Genomic DNA, 24,710 nt, shown 5'->3' on the forward strand with positions numbered 1-24,710 from the left:
GAGATCCTTCCTCAAGCCGCTCCTGACGATTGCAGCCATGGCGCTGGGCATGACGGCGGTAGTCCCCATGCCGGCGTGGGCGCTCGTCGAGCTCAACGTCAACAAGGGCAATGTCGAGCCGCTGCCGATCGCCATCACGGACTTCCAGGGTGGCGACGCGCTTGGCGCGCAGATCTCCCAGATCGTCACGGCCGACCTGAAGCGCTCCGGCCTGTTCGCGCCGATCGACAAGAGCGCCTTCATCGAGAAGATCTCGAACCCGGATGCCACACCCCGCTTCGACGACTGGAAGGTGATCAACGCGCAGGCGCTGGTCACCGGCAGCGTCAGCAAGGAGGCCGATGGGCGCATCCGTGCGCAGTACCGGCTTTGGGACACTTTTGCCGGACAGCAGATGGCCGGCGAGCAGTTCTTCGCCAACGACGCCAACCAGCGCCGCGTCGCCCACATCATCGCCGACGCCATCTATGAGCGGCTGACCGGCGAGAAGGGCTACTTCGACACGCGCGTCGTGTTCATCGATGAATCAGGCGCCAAGAACGCGCGCAAGAAGCGCCTTGCCATCATGGACCAGGACGGCGCCAATGTCCGCTATCTCTCGGACGGCCGCTCGATCGTGCTGACGCCGCGTTTCTCGCCGAACCGGCAGGAAATCACCTACATGTCGTATGAGAGCGGGCAGCCGCGGGTCTATCTCCTGCAGATCGAGACCGGGCAGCGCGAACTGGTCGGCAATTTCCCCGGCATGACGTTTGCGCCGCGCTTCTCGCCCGACGGCCAGAAGGTGATCATGAGCCTGCTGCGCGACGACGGCAATTCCAACATCTTCGCCATGGACCTGCGCAGTCGCTCGACGACGCGGCTGACCAACTCGACCGCCATCGACACCTCGCCCTCCTATTCGCCCGACGGCAGCAAGGTGGTGTTCACCTCGGACCGCGGCGGCCGCGCGCAGATCTATGTCATGGGCGCCGACGGCTCGGGCCAGACCCGCATCTCCTTCGGCGACGGCGTCTACTCGACGCCGGTGTGGTCGCCGCGCGGCGACCTCATCGCCTTCACCAAGCAGACCGGCGGCGAGTTCCAGATCGGCGTCATGAAGACCGATGGTTCCGGCGAGCGCATCCTGTCGTCCGGTTTCCAGCAGGAAGGACCGACCTGGGCGCCGAACGGCCGCGTGCTGATGTTCTTCCGCGACTCCAATGGCGGCCCGAAACTGGTTTCGGTCGACCTCACCGGCCGCAATGAGCAGCCGATCCCGACGACGAACTTCGCGTCGGACCCGGCTTGGTCGCCGTTGTTGGAATAAGAGGGAATTGAGGAACTGGGGAATTGAAGAATTGAAGAATTGAAGTGATGGAGAAGGCAGGGGGCTACATCCAGCGGGCGAGGGACCTGGAGGTCTATAAGCGGGCTTATGCGGTTTCTCTTGACGTGCACAACGCCACCCTCGCTTTCCCGAAGATTGAGCAATACGCACTGGCCGATCAGTTGCGTCGTTCCAGCAAGGGAATCTGCGCCAATCTGGCGGAGGGATTTGCCAAGCAGACTCACTCGAAGGCCGAATTCGCGCGGTTCATTTCGATGGCCTTGGGGTCATGCAGCGAGGTCGATACGTGGATTTCATACGCATTCGACCTTGGGTACATCACACAGGCCAAGCTGGATGAATGGCTGCAATCCTATGCCCAGATCTACGGGATGCTGGTGAATTTGAGGGAGAAACTGAGGTGATTTGTCCCTTCTTTTCTTCAATTCCCCAGTTCTTCAATTCCTCATTTTCCACGTATTCGTCGCGTTTTGGCCGCATTTCCGCCTAGGGTCCGCGCCAACTGTGACCCCTGGTCAAAAGGTTGCGGACGGGCAGCCTAAACCAAATTTTAACCGTGTTTCTTGAATGCCGGTTAACCCAAACGTGGTTACTGGGTGATCAACGAAATCACTCGAAATGCGAAGGAGAGGCGGCATGGGCCGTATCGCAGCACTTACCAGAAACCCGGTCATGATCGCGCTGGTGGCGATGCTCGCCATTGCCGGTTGCGCTTCGAAGAAGACGCCCAACAGCGCCGCTGATCTTGGCCTCAACGGTGCCGGTGCAGCAACGCCCGGCTCGGCGCAGGATTTCACCGTCAACATTGGCGACCGCATCTTCTTCGATACGGACTCGTCCTCGATCCGCGCTGACGCACAGACGACGCTCGCCCGCCAGGCGCAGTGGCTGAACCAGTACAAGCAGTATGCCATCGTCGTGGAAGGTCATGCCGACGAGCGCGGCACGCGCGAATACAATCTGGCGCTCGGCGCCCGCCGCGCCGCCGCCGCCCGCGACTTCCTCGTTTCCAAGGGTGTCGCTTCCAGCCGCCTGAAAACCATTTCCTACGGCAAGGAACGTCCGGTCGCGGTGTGCGACGACATCTCCTGCTGGTCGCAGAATCGCCGCGCCGTCACCACGCTCAGCGGCGCCGGTTCCTGAGTTGGCCGCGCGTCGGGAGACGCGATCGCGCCGACTGGCAAAAATGCAACACAGCTTCGCGAAAGGCGGCCTTCGGGCCGCCTTTTTCATATCCGGGTGCCCGAAACAAAATTTGGCCGAAGTCTCGCGTCCTGCTATGAGCCGAGGGCGCTTGGCTGGTCCCATTCTGATTGGAAGGCGCGAACAGACTAACGACACACGGCGAGAGGCACATGCATTTGAGATCGGTTCTGAGCGGCACGCTTGCGGCGCTGCTCCTATCAGGCTTCACCGCCCTGGCAAGCGGTCCGGGGGCAAGCGGTCCGGGGGCAAGCGCCCCTGGGCAGCCAACCGACAGCGGCTTTTCCTTCCATCTGCCGAGCATCGAGTTGCCCAGCCTCTTCGGCGACAAGAAGAAACCCGACCAGGTCCAGCTCGCGCAGCAGTCGAACGGCGCCGGCGCCACTGGGCTCGAGGACCAGCTGCGCCAGATGAACGGCAAGATCGAAGAGCTCAATTTCCAGATCCTGCAGATGCAGGAACAGATGCGCAAGCAGCAGGAAGACAACGAGTTCCGCTTCCAGCAGCTTGAAGGCGGCGCGCAAGGCGGACAGGCTCCGGCGCAGAAGAAATCCGACGCCACCACCGACACCAACACCGACGTGGCGGCGGCCCCGGCAACCCAGGCTCCGGCGGATGCCGGCGCCGCGCCCGGCGGCAATCAGTCCGCGGGCGGCAAGACGGTCGAGGACGTCATCGTCGAATCGCCCGATGGCGACCCCGGCAAGGTGATTCCCGGCAAGGGAGCCCCGGAGAAGACCTTTGGTTCCATCACCGTCGACAAGAACGGCAATGTGGTCGATGCCGGCGGCAACACCCAGTCGACCGCGCCGGCGCAAGATACCGCCCCGGCCACAGGCGCTCCGGCCAAGGCCGGCAAGTCCAATGGCACGATCGTCGCGGCGCTGCCGTCCACCAAGGACCCGGAGGAACTCTACCGCAATTCCTATCAGTTCATCCTGTCGGGCGACTACAGCACCGCCGAACAGGGTTTTCGCGATCATATCTCGCGCTTCCCGCGCGATGCGAAGGCGGCGGACGCGCATTACTGGCTGGGTGAATCGCTGCTTGGCCAGCAGAAATACCGCGACGCGGCCGAAGTCTTCCTCGCCGCCAGCAAGGACTACCCCAAGGCCAAGAAAGCGCCCGACATGTTGTTGAAACTCGGCGTGTCGCTGGTCGGCCTCAAGCAACACGACGTCGCCTGCGCCACCTTCAGCGAAGTCGGCAAGCGCTACCCCGACATCTCCAATGCCCTCAAGGAACGCGTCAAGCAGGAGAAGGCCCTGGCTGCGTGCTGATTTTTCCCAGGCATGTCTTGGTCCTTGGACCGCGACCGCTTTTGGACGACATGCGTTGATGCTCGACACCGAGCCTGATCTTTCGACCAGACTTTTTTCGCCTATCGATTTTACCCACGGCGCCGTTGCGGCCGTGTCCGGCGGCAGCGACTCGACCGCCCTGCTTCTCCTTCTCAAACAGCATCTCGACCGAACCGCATCGTCCGCGAAGCTGCTGGCCGTGACGATCGACCATGGCCTGCGTCAGGGTTCGGCAGCCGAGGCGCAAGCCGTGGCGAGGCTGTGCGCCGAACGCGGCATTGCCCACCGCACCCTGACGTGGTCCGGGCGCAAGCCATCGACCGGTCTGCCGGCGGCGGCGCGCGAAGCGCGCTACCATCTGCTGGCCGAGGCGGCGCGCGCGGAAGGCGTCGGCCTGATCGTTACCGGTCATACCGCCGACGACCAGGCCGAGACGGTGCTGATGCGGCATGCACGCGGCCGGGAGTTTGCCGACATGGCAGGCCGTGGGCTTGCCGGCATGGCGCCGGCCACCCTCTATGACTGGCGCGAGTGGATCGTTCGCCCACTTCTAGGGATGCGGCGCTCGGCGCTTCGCGATTTCCTGCGGCATGAACATGTTGGCTGGGCCGATGACCCGACCAATATCGACGAGGCCTTCGAGCGGCCGCGCATGCGCGCAGCACTTGCCGGCGAAAGTGCCGGGCACATGGAGAATGCGCTGCTGCTCGCCGGCCAGGCCGCCGTCGAGCGCAGGCTGCTTGGTGCCAGCGCTGCCGACCTGATCCATCGCTTCGCCAGCCAGCCGTGCACGGGTCTCGTCCGGCTCGATCCGGCGATGCTGACCGCGGACGACGACCGGGCGGCCGTCTATGCGTTGCGCATCCTGCTGGCCACCGCCGGAGGCGTTGCCTTCCTGCCGGACCAGGCGCGCAGCGACGCGCTGTTGGGCCGGCTGAAGGCCGGATTTCTTTGCGCCACATTGTCGCGGACGGTGGTCGATTTCCGGCGAACCGGTGTCTTCCTGCGTCGCGAGGCGCGGGGTTTGCCGCCCGCCGCAACCGCCGTCGACAACACCATCTGGGACGGCCGCCGCCACATCACATTGAACGACAGGTCCGGCACATTGTTGATCGCACCGTTGGGTGCGACCGCAGCGAGGCGGCTGGCGATCGATCATGGAGAAACCCCGGCAAGCCTGATGCGCGCCGCGATGGCCGCGGAACCGACATTGCGACAAGCCCTTGAAAATCCGGGATCGCCGGCGTTCGCGGCGCGACCGGTCGTGTCGCCTTTTTCGCGCTTTCTGCCGTCCTTCGATCTGGCGCCGGCGCGGGCCGTCGCCGAACTGATCGGCGCGTCACCGCTTCCCGCTTCGCCACTGGGCGGCCACAGTGCCGATTGATGGTGGTCGAAAGCTTAACCCAGACGTGCTGTTCTGCTTGGCAAGGGGAGACGCTCTCCCTATGTTAGGCTCAAGTTTCCTCTCATGATGCTGTCCGTGCGCGGACGCCAACGGGACAATTGATGAATCCGAACTATCGCAACCTCGCGCTCTGGGCGATCATAGCGGTCCTGCTCATCGCTCTCTTCAATCTGTTCCAGACGCCGCAGACGCGCGGGGCTTCGAGCGATGTGCCTTATTCGCAATTCCTGCAGGATGTCGCGGCCGGCCGGGTCAAGACGGTGACCATTGCGGGCGCCCGCATCACCGGCACGTACACCGACAATTCCACCGGCTTCCAGACCTATTCGCCCGGCGATCCGCAGCTGGTCTCGCGGTTGCAGGACAAGAACGTCACCATCAATGCGCGGCCCGAGACCGACGGTTCCAATTCGCTGTTCGGCTACCTGATCTCCTGGCTGCCGATGATCCTGATCCTCGGCGTCTGGATATTCTTCATGCGCCAGATGCAGTCCGGATCAGGGCGCGCCATGGGTTTTGGCAAGTCGAAGGCCAAGCTTCTGACGGAGGCGCATGGCCGCGTCACCTTCCAGGACGTCGCCGGCGTCGACGAAGCCAAGGAAGACCTGGAAGAGATCGTCGAGTTCCTGCGCGATCCGCAGAAGTTCCAGCGCCTCGGCGGCAAGATTCCGCGCGGCGTGCTTTTGGTCGGCCCTCCCGGCACCGGCAAGACGCTGCTCGCCCGCTCGGTCGCCGGCGAAGCCAACGTGCCGTTCTTCACCATTTCGGGTTCGGACTTCGTCGAGATGTTCGTCGGCGTCGGCGCATCCCGCGTGCGTGACATGTTCGACCAAGCCAAGAAGAACGCGCCCTGCATCATCTTCATCGACGAAATCGACGCGGTCGGGCGCCATCGCGGCGCCGGCCTCGGCGGCGGCAATGACGAGCGCGAGCAGACGCTGAACCAGCTGCTGGTCGAGATGGACGGCTTCGAATCCAACGAAAGCATCATCCTGATCGCCGCCACCAACCGTCCCGACGTGCTCGATCCGGCGCTGCTGCGTCCGGGCCGTTTCGACCGCCAGGTGGTGGTGCCGAACCCCGATATCGTCGGCCGCGAGAAGATCCTCAAGGTGCATGTGCGCAACGTGCCGCTGGCCCCCAATGTCGACCTCAAGGTTGTCGCGCGCGGCACGCCGGGCTTCTCCGGCGCCGACCTGATGAACCTGGTCAACGAATCGGCGCTGATGGCGGCGCGGCGCAACAAGCGCCTCGTCACCATGGCCGAGTTCGAGGACGCCAAGGACAAGATCATGATGGGCGCCGAACGCCGCTCGTCGGCCATGACCCAGGCCGAGAAGGAGCTGACCGCCTATCACGAAGCCGGCCACGCCATACTGGCGCTCAACGTGCCGTCGGCCGACCCGCTGCACAAGGCCACCATCATTCCGCGTGGCCGCGCGCTCGGCATGGTCATGCAGTTGCCGGAAGGCGACCGCTATTCGATGAGCTACAAGTACATGATCTCGCGCCTTGCCATCATGATGGGCGGCCGCGTTGCCGAGGAGTTCAAATTCGGCAAGGAGAACATCACTTCGGGGGCCTCTTCCGACATCGAGCAGGCGACCAAGCTGGCGCGCGCCATGGTCACGCGCTGGGGCTTCTCCGACAAGCTCGGCCATGTCGCCTATGGCGACAACCAGGAAGAAGTGTTCCTCGGCCATTCGGTGGCGCGCACGCAAAATATCTCGGAAGAGACCGCGCAGATCATCGACGCCGAAGTGCGCCGCCTTATCGACGAGGCCTATTCGACGGCGAAGTCCATCCTGACCAAGAAGAAGAAGGAATGGATCGCGCTGGCGCAGGGGCTGCTCGAATACGAGACGCTGTCGGGCGACGAGATCAAGCAGCTGATCGCTGGTGAAAAGCCCGCACGCGACCTAGGCGACGACACGCCGCCCAGCCGCGGCTCGGCCGTGCCGAAGTCCGGCGGCCGCCGCAAGAAGGGTCCCGAGCCCGAAGGCGGCATGGAGCCACAGCCGTCGAGCTGAGCCGGGTTTACTGGTTTTCAAGCAAAACGCCGCGGCTCAACCCGCGGCGTTTTGCTGTTCAGCGCCTGTCAAAGGCCGTGCGGCGTATGCGCGTTCGCTTTCCCCGGGCGCTGCCCCTCCGCGCCGCGCCCGGCATGCTGCTTGCCCCATCTCGCGAGCGGGATCAGGGCATTGTCCAGTTCGATGCCGAAATCGGTGATCGAGTATTCGACCCTGGGCGGCACTTCGGGGAAGACTTCGCGATGGACGATGCCGTCAGCTTCCATCTCGCGTAGCTGCTGGATCAGCATCTTTTCGCTGATATCCGGCACCAGACGCTTCAGTTCACCGAATCGTGCCGGCGCCTTGTGTATCTGCCAGAGCAGCAACGCTTTCCATTTGCCGCCGATCACCTCCAGCGCCGGTCCCAGTCCGCAACTATCTGGCTGTTTCTTTCCCATGTTTCATCCAATTCTGAGCATTCGGTGGGTGGCTTACATTTTTGTCGGTACTTGAGAAAAACCAAGCCGGTCCATAGCTTCGGACCAGATCGCCAATACCGGCGAACACCACAGCGTCATATCGGCATCTCGCTTCGGTCTGCAAAGGCCGTCGGCGGCCGGATTTTGCCTGAAAGGAATGGATCATGACACGATATGCAAACAAGAAGGCCGTGGTGATCGGGGGAACGCACGGCATGGGACTTGCCGTTGCGGAAGCCCTGATCGAAGGCAGTGCCGAAATCCTGGTCACGGGCCGCGACCAACGCAATATCGAAGCCGCGCGCGAAAAACTGTTTTCTCGGGCACATGTCGTGCGGTCCGACATCAGCGACATGACCGATATCGTCACGCTCGGGGCCGAAGTGGGACAGAAGCTCGGCCAGATCGACTTCCTGCACATCAATGCCGGGGTCGCCAATATCGAGCCGGCGGAACGCGTCACCGAGGACAGCTACGACCGCATCTTCGCCATCAATGCCAAGGGTGCCTTCTTCACCGTCCAGCGCCTGCTGCCGCTGATCAGGAATGGCGGCGCCATCGTGTTCACCTCCTCGGTCGCCGACGAGTCCGGCACCGGCGGCATGAGCGTCTACTCCGGATCGAAGGCCGCACTTCGCGCCTTCGCCAAGGTGCTGGCCGCCGAGCTTCTGCCGCGCCGGATTCGCGTGAATGTGGTCAGCCCAGGCTTCATCGATACGCCTACCATGGGAGTGGCCGATGCTTCCGCCGAGGAGCGGGAGGCGTTCATGAGGATAGGCGATGCGGTCACGCCGATGAAGCGCCACGGCACGGTCGAGGAGGTGGCGCGCGCGGTGCTGTTCCTGGCGTTCGACGCGACCTTCACAACGGGCGAGCGGCTGACGGTTGACGGGGGCCTCGGCCAGGACCTGAGCCCGATACCGGCCTGACCCTGCAAGCAACCAAAGGAGAAGCAGAATGAGCGATATCGCGGTAATCGGCCTCGGCGCCATGGGCACGGCACTCGCCGAAGCCTTTCTGAACAAGGGACATGCGGTAACAGTGTGGAACCGCTCGCCGGCGAAGTCGGACGTTCTTGCGGCCAAGGGCGCCGTCGTGGCCGCTAGCGTGGAGGAAGCCGTCAGCTCGAGCCCTCTGATCGTGGCGTGCCTTCTTGTCTACGACACCGTCCGTCAGGTGCTGGATCCCGCGCGGGAAGCGCTGCCGCGCCGCACATTGGTCAACCTCACCAACGGCACGCCCGAGCAGGCGAGGGCGATGTCCGACTGGGTCGCCGAATACGGTGCCGATTATATCGACGGCGGCATCATGGCCGTGCCGCCGATGATCGGCGGGCAGCATGCCCTGATCCTCTACAGCGGTTCAAGGCAGGCGTTCGACGCTCATGCCGGGCGGCTCGAGGCACTCGGCGCGAGCCGATATCTCGGTGAGGACGCGGGTCTCGCACCACTCTATGACATTGCGCTCCTTTCCGGCATGTACGGGCTCTTCGCGGGCGTGCTTCATGCACTGGCGTTGACGGGCGCGGCTGGGATCCCGGCCCGCGAATTCATGCCTCTGCTGGGCTCCTGGCTCCAGGCGATGCAAGGGGGACTGCCGAAATGGGCGGAACAGATCGACAGTGGCGATCACAGCAGCAACGTCGTTTCCAATCTGGGCATGCAGGCCGATGCCTATTTCAATCTGATCGATGCCAGCAGGTCGGCCGATATCAGCACAGAGCTCGTCCTGCCGATGCAAAACCTGATGAAACGCGGCGTGACTGCTGGTCGTGCCAACGCCGATCTTTCAAGCCTAGTCGGGCTTCTGCAATCCTCGAAGCAAGGCAGTTGAGACTGGCCGAGGCAGCAAAAAGCCCGCGAACCTTGCAGTTCGCGGGCTTTTGTCTTTCGGATGCTGCTGCCGATCAGCTCTTCAGCTTGGCATTGCACAGGCTGTAGAAGCCGCCGCCCTTCTGGATCCACTTCAAGCCGCCAAGCGTGTTGGCGTCCTTGTTGGCGTAGTACTGTTCAAGGCAGGTGTGCATACGGCCCTTGGCCGGGGTCTCGCTGGCGAATTTCGGCGAGATGGCGGTCGGGAAAGTCACGCCCTTCGGCGCGGTCGCGGTCGGCTTTGCAGGCTCATTGGTGTAATTCGCCTCGCTCGGCGCAGGCACGGTGTCGTCATCCGAGGCGCTGGCGCCGCATTCGGCCTTGCGGAAGTCGTTCCACTTCATGCCCTTCAGCGTGTTCGCCGTCTTGGCAGCCTGGTACTTCGTGCTGCACTCGGCCATGCTCAGGCTCTTGCCGTCGGCGGGAGCCGCGGCGGCCTTGGTGGTTGCCGGCTTGGTGGTTGCCGGCTTGGTGGTGTCAGCGGCGGCGGATGCGCCGGCGGCGCATTCGGTCTTGCGGAAGTCATTCCACTTCATGCCGTTCAGCGTGCCGGCGGCCTTCGCCGCCTGGTACTTGGCGCTGCATTCCTTGGCCGTCAGGCCTTTCGCGGCGCCCGCGTCGGCGGCCGCTGGCTTGGCCGCCTTGGCCGGCTTGGTTTCGGCGGCCTTCTTGGTGTCGGCCGGCTTGGTGTCCGTGGTGGTGGCGGCGGCATCGGTGCCGCATTGCGCCTTGCGGAACTGGTTCCAGGTCTGTCCGGCCAGTGTCCCCGCATCCTTGGCGGCGTTATACTTCGTGCTGCACTCGGCCATCGTCAGTGCGTTGGCTGGCGCGGCCAGGAACAACGTCACTACGGCGAGGCCGGTCAAAGTGGCAAGTCGGTGGATGAGCATAGCGTTTTCTCCGTTGCAGCAGCCCATTATACGTCCCAGCGAATCAATAACGCTCAACGGTCGGTTGCGCCAGATGCTAAGTGGCGTATATATCGCCCAAAGCTTGCTTCTGCCCATAAGGTGATGAAATCATTGTCCCTTACCGGGTCAAAAACAAGATTTTCCGCGTGCATCTGCGGCGTATAGCTCGCAGAACTGGTATATTGCAGCGCCGCGGTGCCGCCATGTTGGGAAGCCGCCTTGCTGTGTGCAGCGCACAACAATGATTTTCTAAGGATTGGTAACATATAATCACACAATGTGATCATGGCGCGCCGGTCAATTATGGCATTAAAATGCCGGCAAAGAACCTTCAGGGAATTGAACTCGCATGGCAGGGAATTACTTCGGCACGGACGGCATTCGCGGGCGCGCCAACAAGTTTCCGATGACTGCGGAAATCGCCATGCGGGTCGGCATGGCCGCCGGCCTTTCGTTCCAGCGCGGCAGCCATCGCCATCGGGTCGTTCTGGGCAAGGACACCAGGCTTTCCGGCTACATGATCGAAAATGCGATGGTAGCGGGTCTCTGCGCCGCCGGCATGGACGTGTTCCTGCTCGGTCCGATCCCGACCCCGGCCGTCGCCATGCTGGTGCGTTCACTGCGCGCCGATATCGGCGTCATGATCTCGGCGTCGCACAATCCCTATTACGACAACGGCATCAAGCTGTTCGGGCCGGATGGCTACAAGCTTTCGGACGAGATCGAAGAGCGCATCGAGAGCATGCTCGACAAGGATATCGAACCGACACTCGCCGATTCCGACGGGCTTGGCCGCGCCAAGCGTGTCGATGGCGTGCATGACCGCTATATCGAGTTCGCCAAGCGTACATTGCCGCGCTCAATGTCGCTTTCGGGCCTCCGGATCGTCGTCGATTGCGCCAATGGCGCGGCCTACAAGGTGGCGCCCGAGGCGCTGTGGGAACTCGGCGCCGAGGTCGTGGCCATCAATGTCGAACCCAACGGCTTCAACATCAACAAGGAATGCGGCTCGACGCATCCGGCCGGCCTGCAGAAAAAGGTGCATGAAGTGCGCGCCGATATCGGCATCGCGCTCGATGGCGATGCAGACCGCGTCGTCATCGTCGACGAGAATGGCGCTATCGTCGACGGCGACCAGATCATGGCGATGATCGCCGAGTCCTGGCACCAGAGCGGACGGCTTGCCGGCGGCGGCGTGGTTTCGACGGTCATGTCCAATCTCGGCCTCGAACGCTTCCTCGGCGACATGAAGTTGCAATTGCACCGCACCAAGGTCGGCGACCGCTATGTCGTGGAGCATATGCGCGCGCATGGGCTCAATGTCGGCGGCGAACAGTCGGGCCACATCGTGCTGTCGGATTTCTCGACCACCGGCGACGGCCTGGTGTCGGCACTGCAGGTGCTGGCTTGCATCAAGCGCCAGGGACGCCCGGTCAGCGAACTGTCGAAGAAATTCGAGCCGGTGCCGCAACTCTTGAAGAATGTCCGTATCGCCGGCGGCAAGCCGCTCGAGGAAGCTCCGGTCAAGGCCGCGATCGAGGATGCGCGCAACCGTCTCGGCAAGGCCGGGCGTCTGGTCATCCGTCCGTCCGGCACCGAGCCGCTGATCCGTGTCATGGCCGAAGGCGACGATCCGCAACTGGTCGAGGCCGTCGTCAACGACATTGTCGAGGTCATTTCGGAGACCCGCAGCGCAGCCTGATTTCTGGCGCGCTCTCAGCGGTCGCGTCGCCGCTCCAGTTGCATCCAGGCCCGCCTTTTCGGTGGGCTGATAGGCCCATTGGCGCATTCCGATTGATGTGATGGTCTGGGAAGCTGCGAGGAGTTTTCCGCCAGACGTCGCAGGCCGCATCGATGATGTCATCGTAGCCGTCGAAGACACGGTTGGAGAGCCAGAATCAAGGGGTCTGACGCAGAGTTGGTGTCAGCTAGCTATCTTAAGACATCATCTTACGAGGAAGCCATGCAGGTCGGTTGTACCGACTGGGATCCATTGTCCTAGGATATGTTCCGTCCCGACCGGGAAAGTAGCAAACGTTCGCTCGCTGAGACGAAAAGCGGGCCGCACGCTCGACAGTCCGGCGAATTCACGTCGCTCGTGATATCGAAAAACATCCGCCCGCCATTGCAACAGTTCCAGCATTTAGATAAAGTTAATTTTGATTTTCACGAAGAGGTCTAAGTGGAGATTGCGCCATGTCTTATTTCGCATATGCGCAAATCGCCTTGGTTGGCTTGCACCAAACACATCCCGCCGACTGGCCAAATTATGGCGCTTCCCCTCCGACTTTAAGCATCGGGCCTGTAGCGACAAACATCGCCAAATATGGCCTTGGCCTTGGGCTTAATTCGAACTTGGAAGCGGAAGAGTTTACAATCACGTCAGTCATCACGACCAAACCGGCGGACTATGGCAGCTCATTCACCTTCGCCACCGACAACGGCGGGACCGATTCGCATATAAAATGGCAAGTTGTTGAACTGCCGGACGGCTTCGTAATTCCCAGCGATCTTGGTGGCGGTGGAGCGTTTGGTAGCGTCGGGCCCGGAAATCTTTTCAACTATACAGATGCCGATCATACAGGCTTCTCTCTAAGCGGTGTCCGCTACGATCAATCCACCGACGTCGCCGGCGGACTTACGTTCGGCAATTTGTCGCTGACCACCAAGGACACCGTTTATACTATCGCGGACAATGCTGCATCGGCAGCCGGGCTAAACGGGTTGAGCACGGCGATAAAGAACGTAGCAGCAGCGAAGAACGCTTTGGAGAATGTCGTCACGAACGGCATGCAGCTTCTTGACTATGGCATAAAGCATTCCGGCGATCCAACCGCCTATAAGACATTTGATGGAATGGCGCAGTCATTCATGAACGGCGCCTCGGCGACCTTCAATGATGCCATCACCAACCTGACGCTTTATCCGGGAAACCCGACTGCAGAAGCTATAGCGGACGAAACGTTGCGAGGCCTTCGCTTGGTTGGGACAGTCGGGGCCGACGGGACACTGCCGCTAAGCACAAGCTTGATACTTCAACTGAATGTCGATGTTGCTGATACCCTGCATCTCAACCTCAACTACACGGGCACAGTTAGCGCCAATGTTGTCATCGACCCCGCAGGATCGGGTACATACAATGCTGGCGGTGGCGACGATGTGCTGGTCCTTACTGGTCCCGGCCCCCATACAGTGGTTGCGGGCTCAGGCAATGACTACGCCATCACGGGATCCGGGAACGATACCTTTGTCGCTGGGTCCGCTTCGCCACAGTTCGTGTTTGGCGCCCCGGGCCCTAGCCAATCTGCTCAGACCTTTGGTGACTATTTCGACGGCGGCAACGGAACAGACAAGCTCGTATTTGCTGACGACATCAGTAATTACAACGCTTGGTCGACAGGCGCTAATACAGACAAGATCACCGGCACCGGCGTCGACACGACTACCAAGTCGATTGAAACCATTCAGTTCGCCGGAATTACTGTCGATGCGCATAGTGCAAACCCACTTATCGACAACCTATTCTACGACTCGCATAACGTAGACGTTTTCCACGCAGGGGTGAATCCAAACAGCCACTATCAGAATTTTGGATGGAAGGAGGGTCGAAACCCGAATTCCTTTTTCAACACCACCGGATATTTAGGTGCAAATACTGATGTAAAGGCAGCAGGCCTCAATCCGCTGGTGCACTACGATCAGTTCGGGTGGAAAGAAGGACGGGACCCCTCAGCAAACTTCGATACGGCATTGTACCTGATGCATAACCCAGATGTGAAAGCCGCGGGCATCGACCCGCTCTTGCACTACTTACAGTATGGCCAACAGGAAGGCAGGCAGGCTTACGCCGCCATCGGAAGCAGCATCACCCACGGCAGCTTTGATGCCGAGTACTATCTCCTGAGTAATCCCGACGTTGCCGCTTCCGGAATGGACCCGTACACCCATTACGTGAACTACGGATGGCGTGAAGGACGCAATCCCGACGCTTATTTCGACGTCAAAGGTTACCTTCAGGCGTATCCCGATGTCGCGGCGGCTGGAGTTGATCCTCTGTTCCACTACGACAACCATGGCTGGAAGGAAGGACGTGATCCTTCGCCTTGGTTCGACACGTACGACTACGAAACCCGATATGCAGACGTAGCAAGCGCACATGTCGATCCGCTAACTCATTATCTCCAACATGGCGCTTATGAGAGCCGGTTCGTCTATGCTGACGGCATTTTTGGACATGCGACGCCCGTAGTCTCATTGTAGCCGCGGGGGGCTCACGAAGACATTTGGAACTGGCCGCGCACACTGTGCAACTTTGCGACTTGCCGCTGCGCACGAAGGTGGAGATCTGGTTCCAGGACGAAGCAAAGGATCGGCCAGAAGAACGGGATTATACGGCAATGGGCCAGACGCGGCACGCGGCCGCCCTGCCGACCAGCGCTACAAGAGCGCATACCTGTTCGGCGCCATCTGCCCGGCACGTGGTACCGGGAGGGCTCCGCACTGCCGTTGCCGATACTGAAGCCATGCACTCCATATCAACGAGATCAGCCGCCATGCCGAAAAGGGCGCCCATGCGTACTCGTCATGGATCGTGCCGGATGCACACCACCGCAAACCTCAACATACCCAACAACATCCCCCGATCTTCCTGCCGTCGTGGGCGCCGGAGTTGAACCCGGTCGAGAACGTCTGGCAGTGCATGCGCCAGAACTGGCTCTCCCAACCGTGTCTTCGACAGCTACGATGATATCATCGATGCGGCCTGCGACGTCTGGCAGAAACTCCTCGCAGCTTCCCAGACCATCACATCAATCGGAATGCGCCAATGGGCCCATGTCGGTCAAATCCATAATCCTTTGTATGACTATCGCAAATCATGCCCGGATTCCTCGAATTTTAGAGATTCGTGGTTAACCGACAGGGTTAAACGCCTTTTAACTTTTCCAATTCATTATCCACGCCTGAAAGCCAATCTCGTTCGGACGCGATCGCGTTCCGAGGGTTCCTAGGGGTGACAAGCATGTTCAATACAGCAAGAAAGGCCCTGTTCGCGCTGCTGTTCGCGGGCCTGGCCTGGCCGGTGTTCGCGGCCGACCTGCCTGAGCCGCAGGTCGAAGAGGCACCGCCGCCGGTCTACGAACAGCCGGTCGACGTCGGCGGCTGGTATATCCGTGGCGACATCGACTATCACAAGTCCGATGTGCGCGGCATCGACTACATGACCTACGGCATCGATCCCTGTAATTGTACGGTCATACCGGGCGGCAAGAGTTTCGACTACGGCAAGCTCAAGGGCGGCTTCTCGCTCGGCGGCGGCGTCGGCTACAAGATCAACGATTACCTGCGTACGGACGTGACCGCCGACTACTGGTTCAAGTCGAACTTCAACGGCGGCACCTCGGATCTCGTCTCGACGTCGACCGAAGTGTCGAAGATGAGCGCCTTGCTGCTGCTGGCCAATGCCTATGTCGATATCGGCACCTGGCACGGCATCACGCCTTATGTCGGCGCCGGTATCGGCGGCGCGCACGTCAAGTGGGATACCGTCTACGACCCGAACACCACCGAGACCAACCCCGGAGCATCCAACTGGCGCTTCGCTTACGCTCTGATGGCCGGTGCCTCCTACTGCTTGACCGACAAGATCATCCTCGATGCAGGCTATCGTTTCTCCCATATCCAGGGCGGCCGCATGTTCGAATGGGATGCGAGCAGCGCCGGCCCGGGTTTCGACCGCGGCATCAACACCCACGAGGTGCGCGGCGGCCTGCGCTATCAGTTCGGTGGCAACAATGGGTGCGCGGCACCGGTGGTGGCCTACCAGCCCGAACCTGAGCCCGTCTACACCAAGTAAGAAACCTACTGCTTCCAATATACACGAACCGCCCGGCTTGACCGGGCGGTTTTCGTTGTGAGCTGTCGCCAATGAAGCGCCCGGACAGGGAGGACAATTTGGAACGTCATGTATTAGCTGAAATGAATTCGCTAACGCTCTATTAGCCTTAACCGTGACTTAACCACTATGGTTAACAATGCTTCCTGAAACGATGGCTGCCGTGTTGATCGCAGGTGTCGTCAAATCCGGGAGTCGGGGACTATGACACTCACATCGCGTACTGTGCTGGCGCTTGCCGGACTCGGTCTCTTGCCGCTGACGCCGGCAATCGCTGCCGACTACGATCCGCCGATCTACACCGATCAGGCGCCCGACTATGTGCCGGTCGAGGTCGGCTCCGGCTGGTATCTGCGCGGCGACGTCTCCTATCTGGTGCAGAAGAGCTTCAAAAATGGGGATTTCACCTTCCCGTCGGCGATCAACAACGAAAACTTTAGCGAGAGCGACAATGCGGCCTTCGCCAGCATCGGTTTCGGCTATCATTTCACCGACTATCTGCGCGCCGATCTCAACCTCGGCTATTTGCCCGGTAACAATGTCAGCTTCAGCTATGATGATTCAGCCGTCGTCACGCTGCCGACATTGCCGACCCAGGGATCGGGATCGCTGAAGAACTATGCTTTCTCGGGGATACTCAATGGCTATGTCGATCTCGGCACATATGTCGGAATCACGCCCTATCTCGGCGCCGGCATCGGCGTTGTCCGCAGTACGCACAAGCTTTCGGCGACTTACACGGACAACAATGTCCCCGCCAACAGTTTCAACCTGCAGGACAACAAGACACAGTATTCCTTGGCCTATACGTTGAATGCAGGCCTTGCCTACCAGGTTTCCAAGAATGTTTCCGTCGACCTCGGCTATCAGTATTTTTCCGCTCCGAGCGCGGAGTATGTGACGGCCGAAAGCCTGACCTCCTTTCCGGTCAAGAAGGGTATCAGCAATCACCAGGTCAAGCTCGGGCTGCGCTACGATCTCTGGTAGGCCAGGGATCGGGCGAGACTATAGCGGCGGATCCCAGCGGTCCGCCGTTCGCGTTTGAGATCACGCGATCCTGATCGCGAATCGCCGGTATCCCGGCAGCGACAAAAACTTTCCTCTTGACGCCCGAGGCCTGAACGCATATCGCCGTCCGTGGGCCACCCCTCCCCAACGAGGGGCCACTATCTGGAAGGATAGACCACGATGACGACGCATACGAAGCCTGGACTCCGTCCGGCAAACCCCAATTTCTCCTCAGGTCCCTGCGCAAAACGCCCCGGCTGGTCGGTCGAGGCGCTCAAGAATGCCGCGCTCGGCCGTTCCCATCGCGCCAAGATCGGCAAGACCAAGCTCGAACAGGCGATCGAGCTGACGCGCGAAATCCTCCAGGTTCCGGCCGACTACCGCATCGGCATCGTGCCGGCGTCGGACACAGGCGCCGTCGAGATGGCGCTGTGGTCGCTGCTCGGCGAGCGCGGCGTCGACATGGTCGCCTGGGAAAGCTTCGGCTCCGGCTGGGTCACCGACGTGGTCAAGCAGCTGAAGCTGCCCGACGTGCGCAAGCTCGAGGCCGGCTATGGCGAATTGCCGGATCTGGCTAAGATCGATTTCGACCGCGACGTGGTCTTCACCTGGAACGGCACCACGTCGGGCGTGCGCGTGCCGAATGGTGACTTCATCCCGGCGGATCGCAAGGGCCTGACCATCTGCGACGCCACTTCGGCGGCTTTCGCGCAAAGGCTCGATTTCGAAAAGCTCGATGTCGTCACTTTCTCCTGGCAGAAAGTGCTGGGCGGCGAGGGCGCGCATGGCATGCTGATCCTGTCGCCCCGCGCCGTCGCGCGGCTGGAGAGCTACAAGCCCTCATGGCCGCTGCCGAAAATCTTCCGCCTGACCTCCGGCGGCAAGCTGATCGAGGGCATTTTCAAGGGCGAGACCATCAACACGCCGTCGATGCTGTGTGTCGAGGACTATCTCGACGCGTTGCACTGGGCGAAGTCGATCGGCGGCCTCGATGCACTGGTCGCCAGGGCGGATGCCAATGCCGCCGTGCTCGACGGATTCGTCGACAAGTCGTCCTGGCTCGGCCATCTCGCCGTCCAGCCGGCGACGCGGTCGAACACCTCGGTCTGCTTGTCCTTCACCGATGCCGATGTGGCGGCGCTCGACGCCGACGGTCAGGCGGCTTTCGCCAAGGGGCTGGTCTCGGCGCTCGACAAGGAAGGTGTCGCCTATGACATCGGCTCCTATCGCGACGCGCCTCCGGGCCTGCGTATCTGGTGCGGTGCGACGGTCGAGACATCCGATCTCGAGGCGCTGCTGCCCTGGCTCGACTGGGCCTTCGCCGCGCAGAAGGCGTCGCTGAAAGCGGCGGCCTGAGACTTTCCGTGGCGGCCCGCGGGCCGCCCATTCCCGGATCAATCCCATTTCAAGGAGGCCGCCATGGCGCCCCGCGTTCTCGTCTCTGACAAACTCTCTCCCACCGCCGTGCAGATCTTCAAGGATCGCGGCGTCGAGGTCGACTACCTGCCAGACTTCGGCAAGGACAAGGAAAAGCTACTCGAAGTGATCGGCCAGTATGACGGCCTCGCCATCCGCTCGGCGACCAAGGTCACCGAAAAGCTGATCAACGCCGCCACCAGGCTCAAGGTCATCGGCCGCGCCGGCATCGGCGTCGACAATGTCGATATCCCGGCGGCGAGCCGCAAGGGTATCATCGTGATGAACACGCCCTTCGGCAATTCGATCACGACAGCCGAGCATGCCGTGGCGATGATCTTCGCGCTGGCGCGCCAGATCCCGGAAGCCAACGCCTCGACCCATTCTGGCAAGTGGGAGAAGAACCGCTTCATGGGTGTCGAGATCACCGGCAAGACGCTGGGCGTCATCGGCTGCGGCAATATCGGCTCGATCGTCGCCACACGCGGCGTCGGCCTGAAGATGCATGTCATCGCCTTCGACCCGTTCCTGTCGGACAAGCGCGCCGAGGAGCTCGGCGTCGACAAGGTCGAGCTCGATGAGCTGTTCGCGCGGGCGGACTTCATCACGCTGCACACGCCACTGACCGACAAGACGCGCAACATCATCGACGCCGGGGCGATCGCCAAGATGAAGAACGGCGTGCGCATCATCAATTGCGCACGCGGCGGGCTGATCGTCGAGGCCGATCTGATCGCGGCGTTGAAGAGCGGCAAGGTGGCGGGCGCCGGCATCGACGTGTTCGAGGTGGAGCCGGCCGAGCAGAACGCTCTGTTCGGCATGGAGAACGTGGTGGCGACGCCGCATCTCGGCGCCTCGACGGCGGAAGCGCAGGAGAATGTCGCGCTGCAGGTCGCCGAGCAGATGTCGGACTATCTGATCAAGGGCGCGGTCTCCAACGCCATCAACATGCCGTCGATCACGGCGGAAGAAGCGCCGCGGCTGAAGCCCTTCGTCAAGCTCGCCGAAGTGCTCGGCGCCTTTGTCGGCCAGGTCACCGAGGATCCGATCACGGAGGTCGAGATCCTGTTCGACGGCTCGACCGCGACGATGAACACGCGCGCGCTGATCAGCGCGACGCTGGCCGGGCTGATCCGGCCGCAGGTCTCCGACGTCAACATGGTGTCGGCGCCGATCATGGTGAAGGAGCGCGGCATCATCGTCGCCGAGGTCAAGCGCGACAAGTCGGGCGTGTTCGACGGCTACATCAAGCTGACGGTCAAGACCGAGCACAGGACGCGCTCGATCGCCGGCACCTGCTTCTCGGACGGCAAGCCGCGCTTCATCCAGATCAAGGGCATCAACCTGGACGCCGAGGTCGGCCAGCACATGCTCTACACCACCAATGCCGATGCCCCCGGCATCATCGGCCTGCTCGGCACGGTGTGCGGCGAGAACGGTGTCAACATCGCCAACTTCCAGCTTGGCCGCAACCGGCCGGGCGGCGACGCCATAGCGCTGCTCTATCTCGACGCGCCGTTCCCGGACAAGGTGCTGGAGCAGGTGCGGGCGCACAAGTCGATCGACTCGGCCAAGCGGCTGCAGTTCGACGTGGGCGGGATCTGATCCCGGCTTTTCGCCGAGATCAGAGGGCGCGGCGTTTGTCGCGCCTTCTCGCTGCTCAGCGCGTCCTGCCCGGCCGGGTCATCGCGCTCTTGCGCCCGCTATGTTCGGCAAGCCCGATGCCGCCCAGCACGAGCACAAGCGCCAAGGCCTGATAGAGCTGGAACGTCTCGCCGACGATCAGCACCGAAAGCAGCGTGCCGAAGATCGGCACCAGGTTGATGAACAGGCCGGCGCGGTTGGCGCCGATCAGCTCGTTGCCCCTGATGTAGGTTATCTGCGAGACGACCGAGGCGCCGATCGCGGTGTAGACGATGACGGTCCAGCCGCGTGCGTCGGGCACGATGGCCTTGCCGGCGGCGACCTCCCACAGCAGGAAGGGCAGCGAGGTGATGAGCGCGGCGATCGACATGGCCAGCATCAGGCTCTGCCAGCGCAGCGCCGGCTTCAGCCGCAGCCCGACCGAATAGCCGCTGTAGAGGACGACCGCCACCAGCATGATGGCGTCGCCGAAATTGAGCTCCAGCGTCAGCAGCCGGCGCGGATCGCCGTGGCAAGCGGTCAGGATCACGCCGGCAATGGTCAGCACGACGCCGGCGATCTGCGCCCAGTTCACGCGCAGCCGGAAGAAGGCGAAATTGGCCGTCATGATCAGGATCGGCATCGCCGCCTGTTCGATCGAGACGTTGATTGCCGTCGTGTAGTTGAGTGCCGTGTAGAAGATCACGTTGAACAGCGTGAAGCCGCTAGCGCCGAGCGCCGTCAGAATGAGCCAGTGCCGGCGCACCACAGGCCAGTCCTCCTGGATCGTGCGCCAGCCGAGCGGCAGCAGGATCGCCACCGCCAGCACCCAGCGCAGGAAGACCAGCATCATCGGCGAGACGTGATCGACCGCCAGCTTGCCGGCCACCGAATTGCCACCCCACAGCAAGGTGGTGAGCAGCAGGAATAAGTAGGCGCTTCGATGCATCGCAGGATTCCGGCCGCGACGGATGCGTTGCGGTGTTTGCCGGCCTATTGCCCCTCTCAGCCCAAGTAAATGATGTCAAAGCCGAAAATTGTTGTGCCTCAGGGCATTTTCGGCGGCAAAGAAAGGTCGCGCTCGCGAGGTCTTGACGCTATAGAGGCCTGTCGTTTCGAACCATATCCAAGCCGCTCGGCGGCGTCTCAAGGGAAAAGAAACATGGCCAATGTGGTGGTCGTCGGCTCGCAGTGGGGCGACGAAGGCAAGGGCAAGATCGTCGACTGGCTGTCGGAGCGCGCCGATGTCGTGGTGCGTTTCCAGGGTGGCCACAATGCGGGCCACACGCTGGTCGTCGACGGCAAGGTCTACAAGCTGTCGCTGTTGCCGTCTGGCGTCGTGCGGCAGGGCAAGCTGTCCATCATCGGCAATGGCGTTGTCTTCGACCCGCATGCTTTCGTGGCCGAAGTGGCAAAGCTCAAGGCACAGGGCGTCGAAGTGACGCCGGGTCGCCTGAAAATAGCCGAAAACACAGCGCTTATCCTGTCGCTGCACCGGGAGCTGGACGGATTCCGCGAGGACGCCGCGTCAAATTCCGGGACGAAGATTGGCACGACCCGTCGGGGCATTGGTCCGGCCTATGAGGACAAGGTGGGTCGGCGCGCGGTGCGGGTGATGGATCTGGCGGATTTGGAAACGCTGCCCCTGAAGGTCGACAGGCTGCTGACGCATCATAATGCGCTGCGCCGCGGGCTTGGCCATGGCGAAGTCACGCATGACGCGATCATGGCCGAATTGATCTCGGTCGCCGACGAGATCCTGCCCTACATGGACCGTGTCTGGAAGATCCTCGACGACAAGCGCCGCGCCGGCGAGCGCATCCTGTTCGAGGGCGCGCAAGGCACGCTGCTCGACATCGACCACGGCACCTATCCGTTCGTCACCTCGTCCAACACGGTGGCCGGCCAGGCCGCCGCCGGCTCAGGCGTCGGTCCAGGCGCCATCGGTTATGTCCTTGGCATCACCAAGGCCTACACGACGCGCGTCGGCGAAGGTCCGTTCCCGACCGAACAGAAGAACGAGATCGGCGAATTCCTCGGCACGCGCGGCCATGAATTCGGCGTGGTCACCGGGCGCAAGCGCCGCTGCGGCTGGTTCGACGCGGTGCTGGTGCGCCAGGCTGTCGCCGTCAACGGCATCAAGGGCATCGCGCTGACCAAGCTCGACGTGCTCGACGGGCTGGACGAGATCAAGGTCTGCACCGGCTATCGCCTCGACGGTGAGATGATCGATTACCTGCCTGCGAGCCAGGGCGCACAGGCCCGTGTCGAACCAGTCTATGAGACGCTGGAAGGATGGAAAGGCACCACTGCCGGCGCGCGCAGCTGGAACGACCTTCCGGCCCAGGCCGTCAAATATGTCCGATACATAGAGGAGTTGATCGGCGCGCCGGTGGCCCTCCTCTCCACCAGCCCGGAACGGGACGATACGATACTTGTGACCGATCCGTTTCAAGACTAGTTTCTGAAGCCTTTCCGGGCATCACGGCTGATTTGCGGGGGCCGGCGCGGAAGCAAAATACAGGTCGACTGAAGCATGGCAGATTTTGTTGCTGTTCTGAAAAAGGCGTTCGACAAGCACGGCGACGAGACGCCCGAAAAGCGTACGCGCATCTATGACAGCGTTCGTTCCATGCTGGCCAAGAAGCTCGCGGGATATTCGCCGCCGCTGGCCACCGAAGCCATAAACGCGCACAAGCGCTCACTGGAAAACGCGATCACGAGCGTCGAGCGCGAGTATGCCAAGACCGTGCCGGAAACGGACCCGCTCGCGGAACTGGAACATATCTTTTCCTCGATCGACCGCAACAAGAACCAGCCGAGCCACACACGCCAGCCGGTGAAGGCGGAGCCGGCGTGGCCGGCACCGCCAGCCGCCAAGGCCGAGCCTTACCGTCCCGCGTCGCCGCCTGCCGCCACGCCGGAACCTTACCAGTCCGCGCCTTCGCCCGTGGCCAAGGCCGAGCCAAGTTGGCAGAAACCCACGCCGGTGCAACCGGTGGCCACCGATCTCGCCGATCCTGCCTTGCCGGGCATGGATACGGACCAGGACGATGATCGCGCCGACGTCTTCCCGGACGATGAGGAACCGGCGGCAGCCGATACTTTCCGCCTGCGCCCTGCCGAGCGCAAACGCAGCTATGGCGGGCTGATCGCCGCCGTCGTGGCCTTGCTGGTCGTTGCCGGCGGCGGCTATGGCATCTGGCTCAACAAGGACGCCTTCAGCAAGATGCTGGGCCTCGACGGCGGCAAGGTCGTCGCCAAGACCGAACCCGTGAAACCGGCGCCGGCCAAGCCGGCGACCGACGCCCCTGCGGCGCCAGCGTCCGCGGCAGGTGCCGAGGGGACGAAATTCACGCAGCGGCTGACGCCTGAAGGCGGCGAAACCGACCCCGGCCCGGCCGGTGGCCAAACCGGCATAGGCGAGGGTGAATCCGTCGCAGCGCTGACGACACCGCCATCGGCGACGAATGCCCCGGCCAATCCGCCCCCGGCCGCAGCCGCGCCCGCGCCAGCCGCGGCGGCGCCTGCCGCGACCGCACCCGCGGCGGGCACCGCGCCCCCCGCAACCCCGCCGGCCAACAGCGCCGCACCAGCCGCGCCGGCCAATGCCGCCGCCACGCCACCGCCCGCCACGGCGGGCGCCACGCCCGCGGCACCGGCGGCTGCCCCAGCGACGCGAACCTCGGTGCCGGTCGGCCAGAAGGCGATCTTCTATGAGGAGCGCACCAGCACCGCGCAGGGTTCGGCCGAGCCCGGCAGCATCGTCTGGTCGCTGGTGCAGGAATCGCCCGGTGGCGACCTGCCGCCCGAGCCGGCGATCCGCGCCGAGGCGACCATACCCGGCAAGGACATCCAGTTGCGCATGACCATCCGCCGCAACACCGACCAGACGCTGCCGGCCAGCCACATCATCGAGATGATCTTCCTGACGCCCGACGGTTTCGAGGGCGGCGGCGTCGACAACATATTGCGCGTGGCGATGAAGAGTTCCGAGCAGGATGCCGGCAGCCCGCTGATCGGCATTCCGGCCAAGATCGCCGACGGCTTCTTCCTCGTCGCGCTCAACGACACCAAGGCCGACGAGGACGCCAACATGACCTTGCTGCGCGGCCAGGACTGGATCGACGTTCCGGTCGTCTACAAGACCGGACGCCGGGCCCTGCTGACCATGGAAAAGGGCATTCCCGGCGAGAAGGTGTTCGACGAGGCGATCAAGGCCTGGCAGGCGAAGACGGCGGGCTGAGAAGGCGGCGCA

19 protein-coding genes and 2 pseudogenes are annotated in these 24,710 nt (G+C 62.4%); 17 read left to right on the forward strand and 4 right to left on the reverse strand.

Annotated elements, in window-relative coordinates:
• The first annotated feature begins 37 nt into the window (after positions 1-37).
• The 6 genes from tolB to ftsH all read left to right on the forward strand — a co-directional run bounded on the left by tolB (position 38) and on the right by ftsH (position 7,269).
• Positions 38-1,309 (forward strand): Tol-Pal system beta propeller repeat protein TolB, encoded by a 1,272-nt coding sequence (gene tolB, locus FJ546_RS29220; protein ID WP_246687012.1) that lies wholly within the window; start codon positions 38-40, stop codon positions 1,307-1,309.
• A 47-nt stretch (positions 1,310-1,356) separates the two neighbouring features.
• Entirely contained in the window at positions 1,357-1,734 is a 378-nt protein-coding gene (locus FJ546_RS29225; protein WP_140892663.1) for a four helix bundle protein, read from the forward strand.
• A gap of 232 nt (positions 1,735-1,966) precedes the next feature.
• The gene (pal, locus tag FJ546_RS29230; protein WP_013892538.1) at positions 1,967-2,473 is read left to right on the forward strand and encodes a peptidoglycan-associated lipoprotein Pal; all 507 of its coding nucleotides are present in this window, start codon (positions 1,967-1,969) and stop codon (positions 2,471-2,473) included.
• Between the two features lie 212 nt (positions 2,474-2,685).
• Positions 2,686-3,813 carry a tol-pal system protein YbgF gene (ybgF, locus tag FJ546_RS29235; protein ID WP_140892622.1) on the forward strand — a complete coding sequence of 376 codons (1,128 nt, stop codon included), beginning with the start codon at positions 2,686-2,688 and terminating at the stop codon, positions 3,811-3,813.
• Positions 3,814-3,871: 58 nt separating this feature from the next.
• Positions 3,872-5,218, forward strand: coding sequence for a tRNA lysidine(34) synthetase TilS (tilS, locus tag FJ546_RS29240; RefSeq protein ID WP_140892624.1), 1,347 nt, complete (start codon positions 3,872-3,874; stop codon positions 5,216-5,218).
• Between the two features lie 122 nt (positions 5,219-5,340).
• Positions 5,341-7,269 (forward strand): ATP-dependent zinc metalloprotease FtsH, encoded by a 1,929-nt coding sequence (gene ftsH, locus FJ546_RS29245; protein WP_019861731.1) that lies wholly within the window; start codon positions 5,341-5,343, stop codon positions 7,267-7,269.
• Between the two features lie 68 nt (positions 7,270-7,337).
• Here the strand turns inward: ftsH and FJ546_RS29250 are convergent, their stop codons facing one another.
• Positions 7,338-7,661, reverse strand: coding sequence for a winged helix-turn-helix transcriptional regulator (locus tag FJ546_RS29250; RefSeq protein WP_348642007.1), 324 nt, complete (start codon positions 7,659-7,661; stop codon positions 7,338-7,340).
• Between the two features lie 233 nt (positions 7,662-7,894).
• On the opposite strand from FJ546_RS29250, the gene FJ546_RS29255 reads away from it, so the two are divergent.
• Positions 7,895-8,659 (forward strand): SDR family oxidoreductase, encoded by a 765-nt coding sequence (locus FJ546_RS29255; protein WP_140892627.1) that lies wholly within the window; start codon positions 7,895-7,897, stop codon positions 8,657-8,659.
• Between the two features lie 28 nt (positions 8,660-8,687).
• On the forward strand, positions 8,688-9,563 hold the full coding sequence (locus FJ546_RS29260) for an NAD(P)-binding domain-containing protein (protein ID WP_140892629.1): 876 nt from the start codon (positions 8,688-8,690) through the stop codon (positions 9,561-9,563).
• Between the two features lie 73 nt (positions 9,564-9,636).
• Here FJ546_RS29260 and FJ546_RS29265 read toward each other — a convergent pair whose 3' ends face one another.
• Positions 9,637-10,491 carry a hypothetical protein gene (locus FJ546_RS29265; protein WP_140892630.1) on the reverse strand — a complete coding sequence of 285 codons (855 nt, stop codon included), beginning with the start codon at positions 10,489-10,491 and terminating at the stop codon, positions 9,637-9,639.
• Positions 10,492-10,861: 370 nt separating this feature from the next.
• On the opposite strand from FJ546_RS29265, the gene glmM reads away from it, so the two are divergent.
• Positions 10,862-12,214 carry a phosphoglucosamine mutase gene (gene glmM, locus FJ546_RS29270; RefSeq protein WP_140892632.1) on the forward strand — a complete coding sequence of 451 codons (1,353 nt, stop codon included), beginning with the start codon at positions 10,862-10,864 and terminating at the stop codon, positions 12,212-12,214.
• A 69-nt stretch (positions 12,215-12,283) separates the two neighbouring features.
• Here the strand turns inward: glmM and FJ546_RS31805 are convergent.
• Positions 12,284-12,407: pseudogene (locus tag FJ546_RS31805) on the reverse strand (IS630 family transposase); the annotation flags it as partial.
• Between the two features lie 301 nt (positions 12,408-12,708).
• Here FJ546_RS31805 and FJ546_RS29275 point away from each other — a divergent pair.
• The 6 genes and pseudogenes from FJ546_RS29275 to serA all read left to right on the forward strand — a co-directional run bounded on the left by FJ546_RS29275 (position 12,709) and on the right by serA (position 20,434).
• Positions 12,709-14,772 (forward strand): hypothetical protein, encoded by a 2,064-nt coding sequence (locus FJ546_RS29275; RefSeq protein ID WP_140892634.1) that lies wholly within the window; start codon positions 12,709-12,711, stop codon positions 14,770-14,772.
• Between the two features lie 77 nt (positions 14,773-14,849).
• Positions 14,850-15,356, forward strand: a pseudogene (locus tag FJ546_RS31810) (transposase); the annotation flags it as partial.
• A gap of 176 nt (positions 15,357-15,532) precedes the next feature.
• Positions 15,533-16,366 carry an outer membrane protein gene (locus tag FJ546_RS29285; protein ID WP_140892636.1) on the forward strand — a complete coding sequence of 278 codons (834 nt, stop codon included), beginning with the start codon at positions 15,533-15,535 and terminating at the stop codon, positions 16,364-16,366.
• A 243-nt stretch (positions 16,367-16,609) separates the two neighbouring features.
• A complete protein-coding gene (locus FJ546_RS29290; protein ID WP_140892637.1) occupies positions 16,610-17,392 on the forward strand; it encodes an outer membrane protein in 783 nt (260 codons plus the stop codon).
• 201 nt (positions 17,393-17,593) lie between these two features.
• A complete protein-coding gene (locus tag FJ546_RS29295) occupies positions 17,594-18,769 on the forward strand; it encodes a phosphoserine transaminase (RefSeq protein WP_140892639.1) in 1,176 nt (391 codons plus the stop codon).
• A gap of 63 nt (positions 18,770-18,832) precedes the next feature.
• A complete protein-coding gene (gene serA, locus FJ546_RS29300) occupies positions 18,833-20,434 on the forward strand; it encodes a phosphoglycerate dehydrogenase (protein WP_140892641.1) in 1,602 nt (533 codons plus the stop codon).
• A 55-nt stretch (positions 20,435-20,489) separates the two neighbouring features.
• Here the strand turns inward: serA and FJ546_RS29305 are convergent, their stop codons facing one another.
• Positions 20,490-21,401, reverse strand: coding sequence for a DMT family transporter (locus tag FJ546_RS29305; protein WP_140892642.1), 912 nt, complete (start codon positions 21,399-21,401; stop codon positions 20,490-20,492).
• Between the two features lie 213 nt (positions 21,402-21,614).
• Here FJ546_RS29305 and FJ546_RS29310 point away from each other — a divergent pair, with 213 nt between their 5' ends.
• Both FJ546_RS29310 and FJ546_RS29315 read left to right on the forward strand, forming a co-directional pair.
• Complete coding sequence (locus FJ546_RS29310) at positions 21,615-22,913, forward strand: adenylosuccinate synthase (RefSeq protein ID WP_140892644.1); 1,299 nt, start codon at positions 21,615-21,617, stop codon at positions 22,911-22,913.
• 75 nt (positions 22,914-22,988) lie between these two features.
• Positions 22,989-24,698: a hypothetical protein gene (locus FJ546_RS29315; RefSeq protein ID WP_140892646.1), complete on the forward strand. Its 1,710-nt coding sequence runs from the start codon at positions 22,989-22,991 to the stop codon at positions 24,696-24,698.
• The last annotated feature ends 12 nt before the right edge of the window (positions 24,699-24,710 follow it).

This window comes from Mesorhizobium sp. B2-4-19 (genome assembly GCF_006441315.1).
Classification (GTDB): Bacteria; Pseudomonadota; Alphaproteobacteria; order Rhizobiales; family Rhizobiaceae; genus Mesorhizobium.

Bases quoted from the DNA above. Each gene is read 5' to 3' on its own strand.
- FJ546_RS29315 (WP_140892646.1), top strand. From the start codon at position 22,989: ATGGCAGATTTTGTTGCTGTTCTGAAAAAGGCGTTCGACAAGCACGGC.
- FJ546_RS29225 (WP_140892663.1), top strand. From the start codon at position 1,357: ATGGAGAAGGCAGGGGGCTACATCCAGCGGGCGAGGGACCTGGAGGTC.
- ftsH (WP_019861731.1), top strand. From the start codon at position 5,341: ATGAATCCGAACTATCGCAACCTCGCGCTCTGGGCGATCATAGCGGTC.
- FJ546_RS29275 (WP_140892634.1), top strand. From the start codon at position 12,709: ATGTCTTATTTCGCATATGCGCAAATCGCCTTGGTTGGCTTGCACCAA.
- FJ546_RS29255 (WP_140892627.1), top strand. From the start codon at position 7,895: ATGACACGATATGCAAACAAGAAGGCCGTGGTGATCGGGGGAACGCAC.
- tolB (WP_246687012.1), top strand. From the start codon at position 38: ATGGCGCTGGGCATGACGGCGGTAGTCCCCATGCCGGCGTGGGCGCTC.
- FJ546_RS29310 (WP_140892644.1), top strand. From the start codon at position 21,615: ATGGCCAATGTGGTGGTCGTCGGCTCGCAGTGGGGCGACGAAGGCAAG.
- glmM (WP_140892632.1), top strand. From the start codon at position 10,862: ATGGCAGGGAATTACTTCGGCACGGACGGCATTCGCGGGCGCGCCAAC.
- FJ546_RS29265 (WP_140892630.1), bottom strand. From the start codon at position 10,491: ATGCTCATCCACCGACTTGCCACTTTGACCGGCCTCGCCGTAGTGACG.
- pal (WP_013892538.1), top strand. From the start codon at position 1,967: ATGGGCCGTATCGCAGCACTTACCAGAAACCCGGTCATGATCGCGCTG.
- tilS (WP_140892624.1), top strand. From the start codon at position 3,872: ATGCTCGACACCGAGCCTGATCTTTCGACCAGACTTTTTTCGCCTATC.
- FJ546_RS29290 (WP_140892637.1), top strand. From the start codon at position 16,610: ATGACACTCACATCGCGTACTGTGCTGGCGCTTGCCGGACTCGGTCTC.
- FJ546_RS29305 (WP_140892642.1), bottom strand. From the start codon at position 21,401: ATGCATCGAAGCGCCTACTTATTCCTGCTGCTCACCACCTTGCTGTGG.
- FJ546_RS29285 (WP_140892636.1), top strand. From the start codon at position 15,533: ATGTTCAATACAGCAAGAAAGGCCCTGTTCGCGCTGCTGTTCGCGGGC.
- serA (WP_140892641.1), top strand. From the start codon at position 18,833: ATGGCGCCCCGCGTTCTCGTCTCTGACAAACTCTCTCCCACCGCCGTG.
- ybgF (WP_140892622.1), top strand. From the start codon at position 2,686: ATGCATTTGAGATCGGTTCTGAGCGGCACGCTTGCGGCGCTGCTCCTA.
- FJ546_RS29260 (WP_140892629.1), top strand. From the start codon at position 8,688: ATGAGCGATATCGCGGTAATCGGCCTCGGCGCCATGGGCACGGCACTC.
- FJ546_RS29295 (WP_140892639.1), top strand. From the start codon at position 17,594: ATGACGACGCATACGAAGCCTGGACTCCGTCCGGCAAACCCCAATTTC.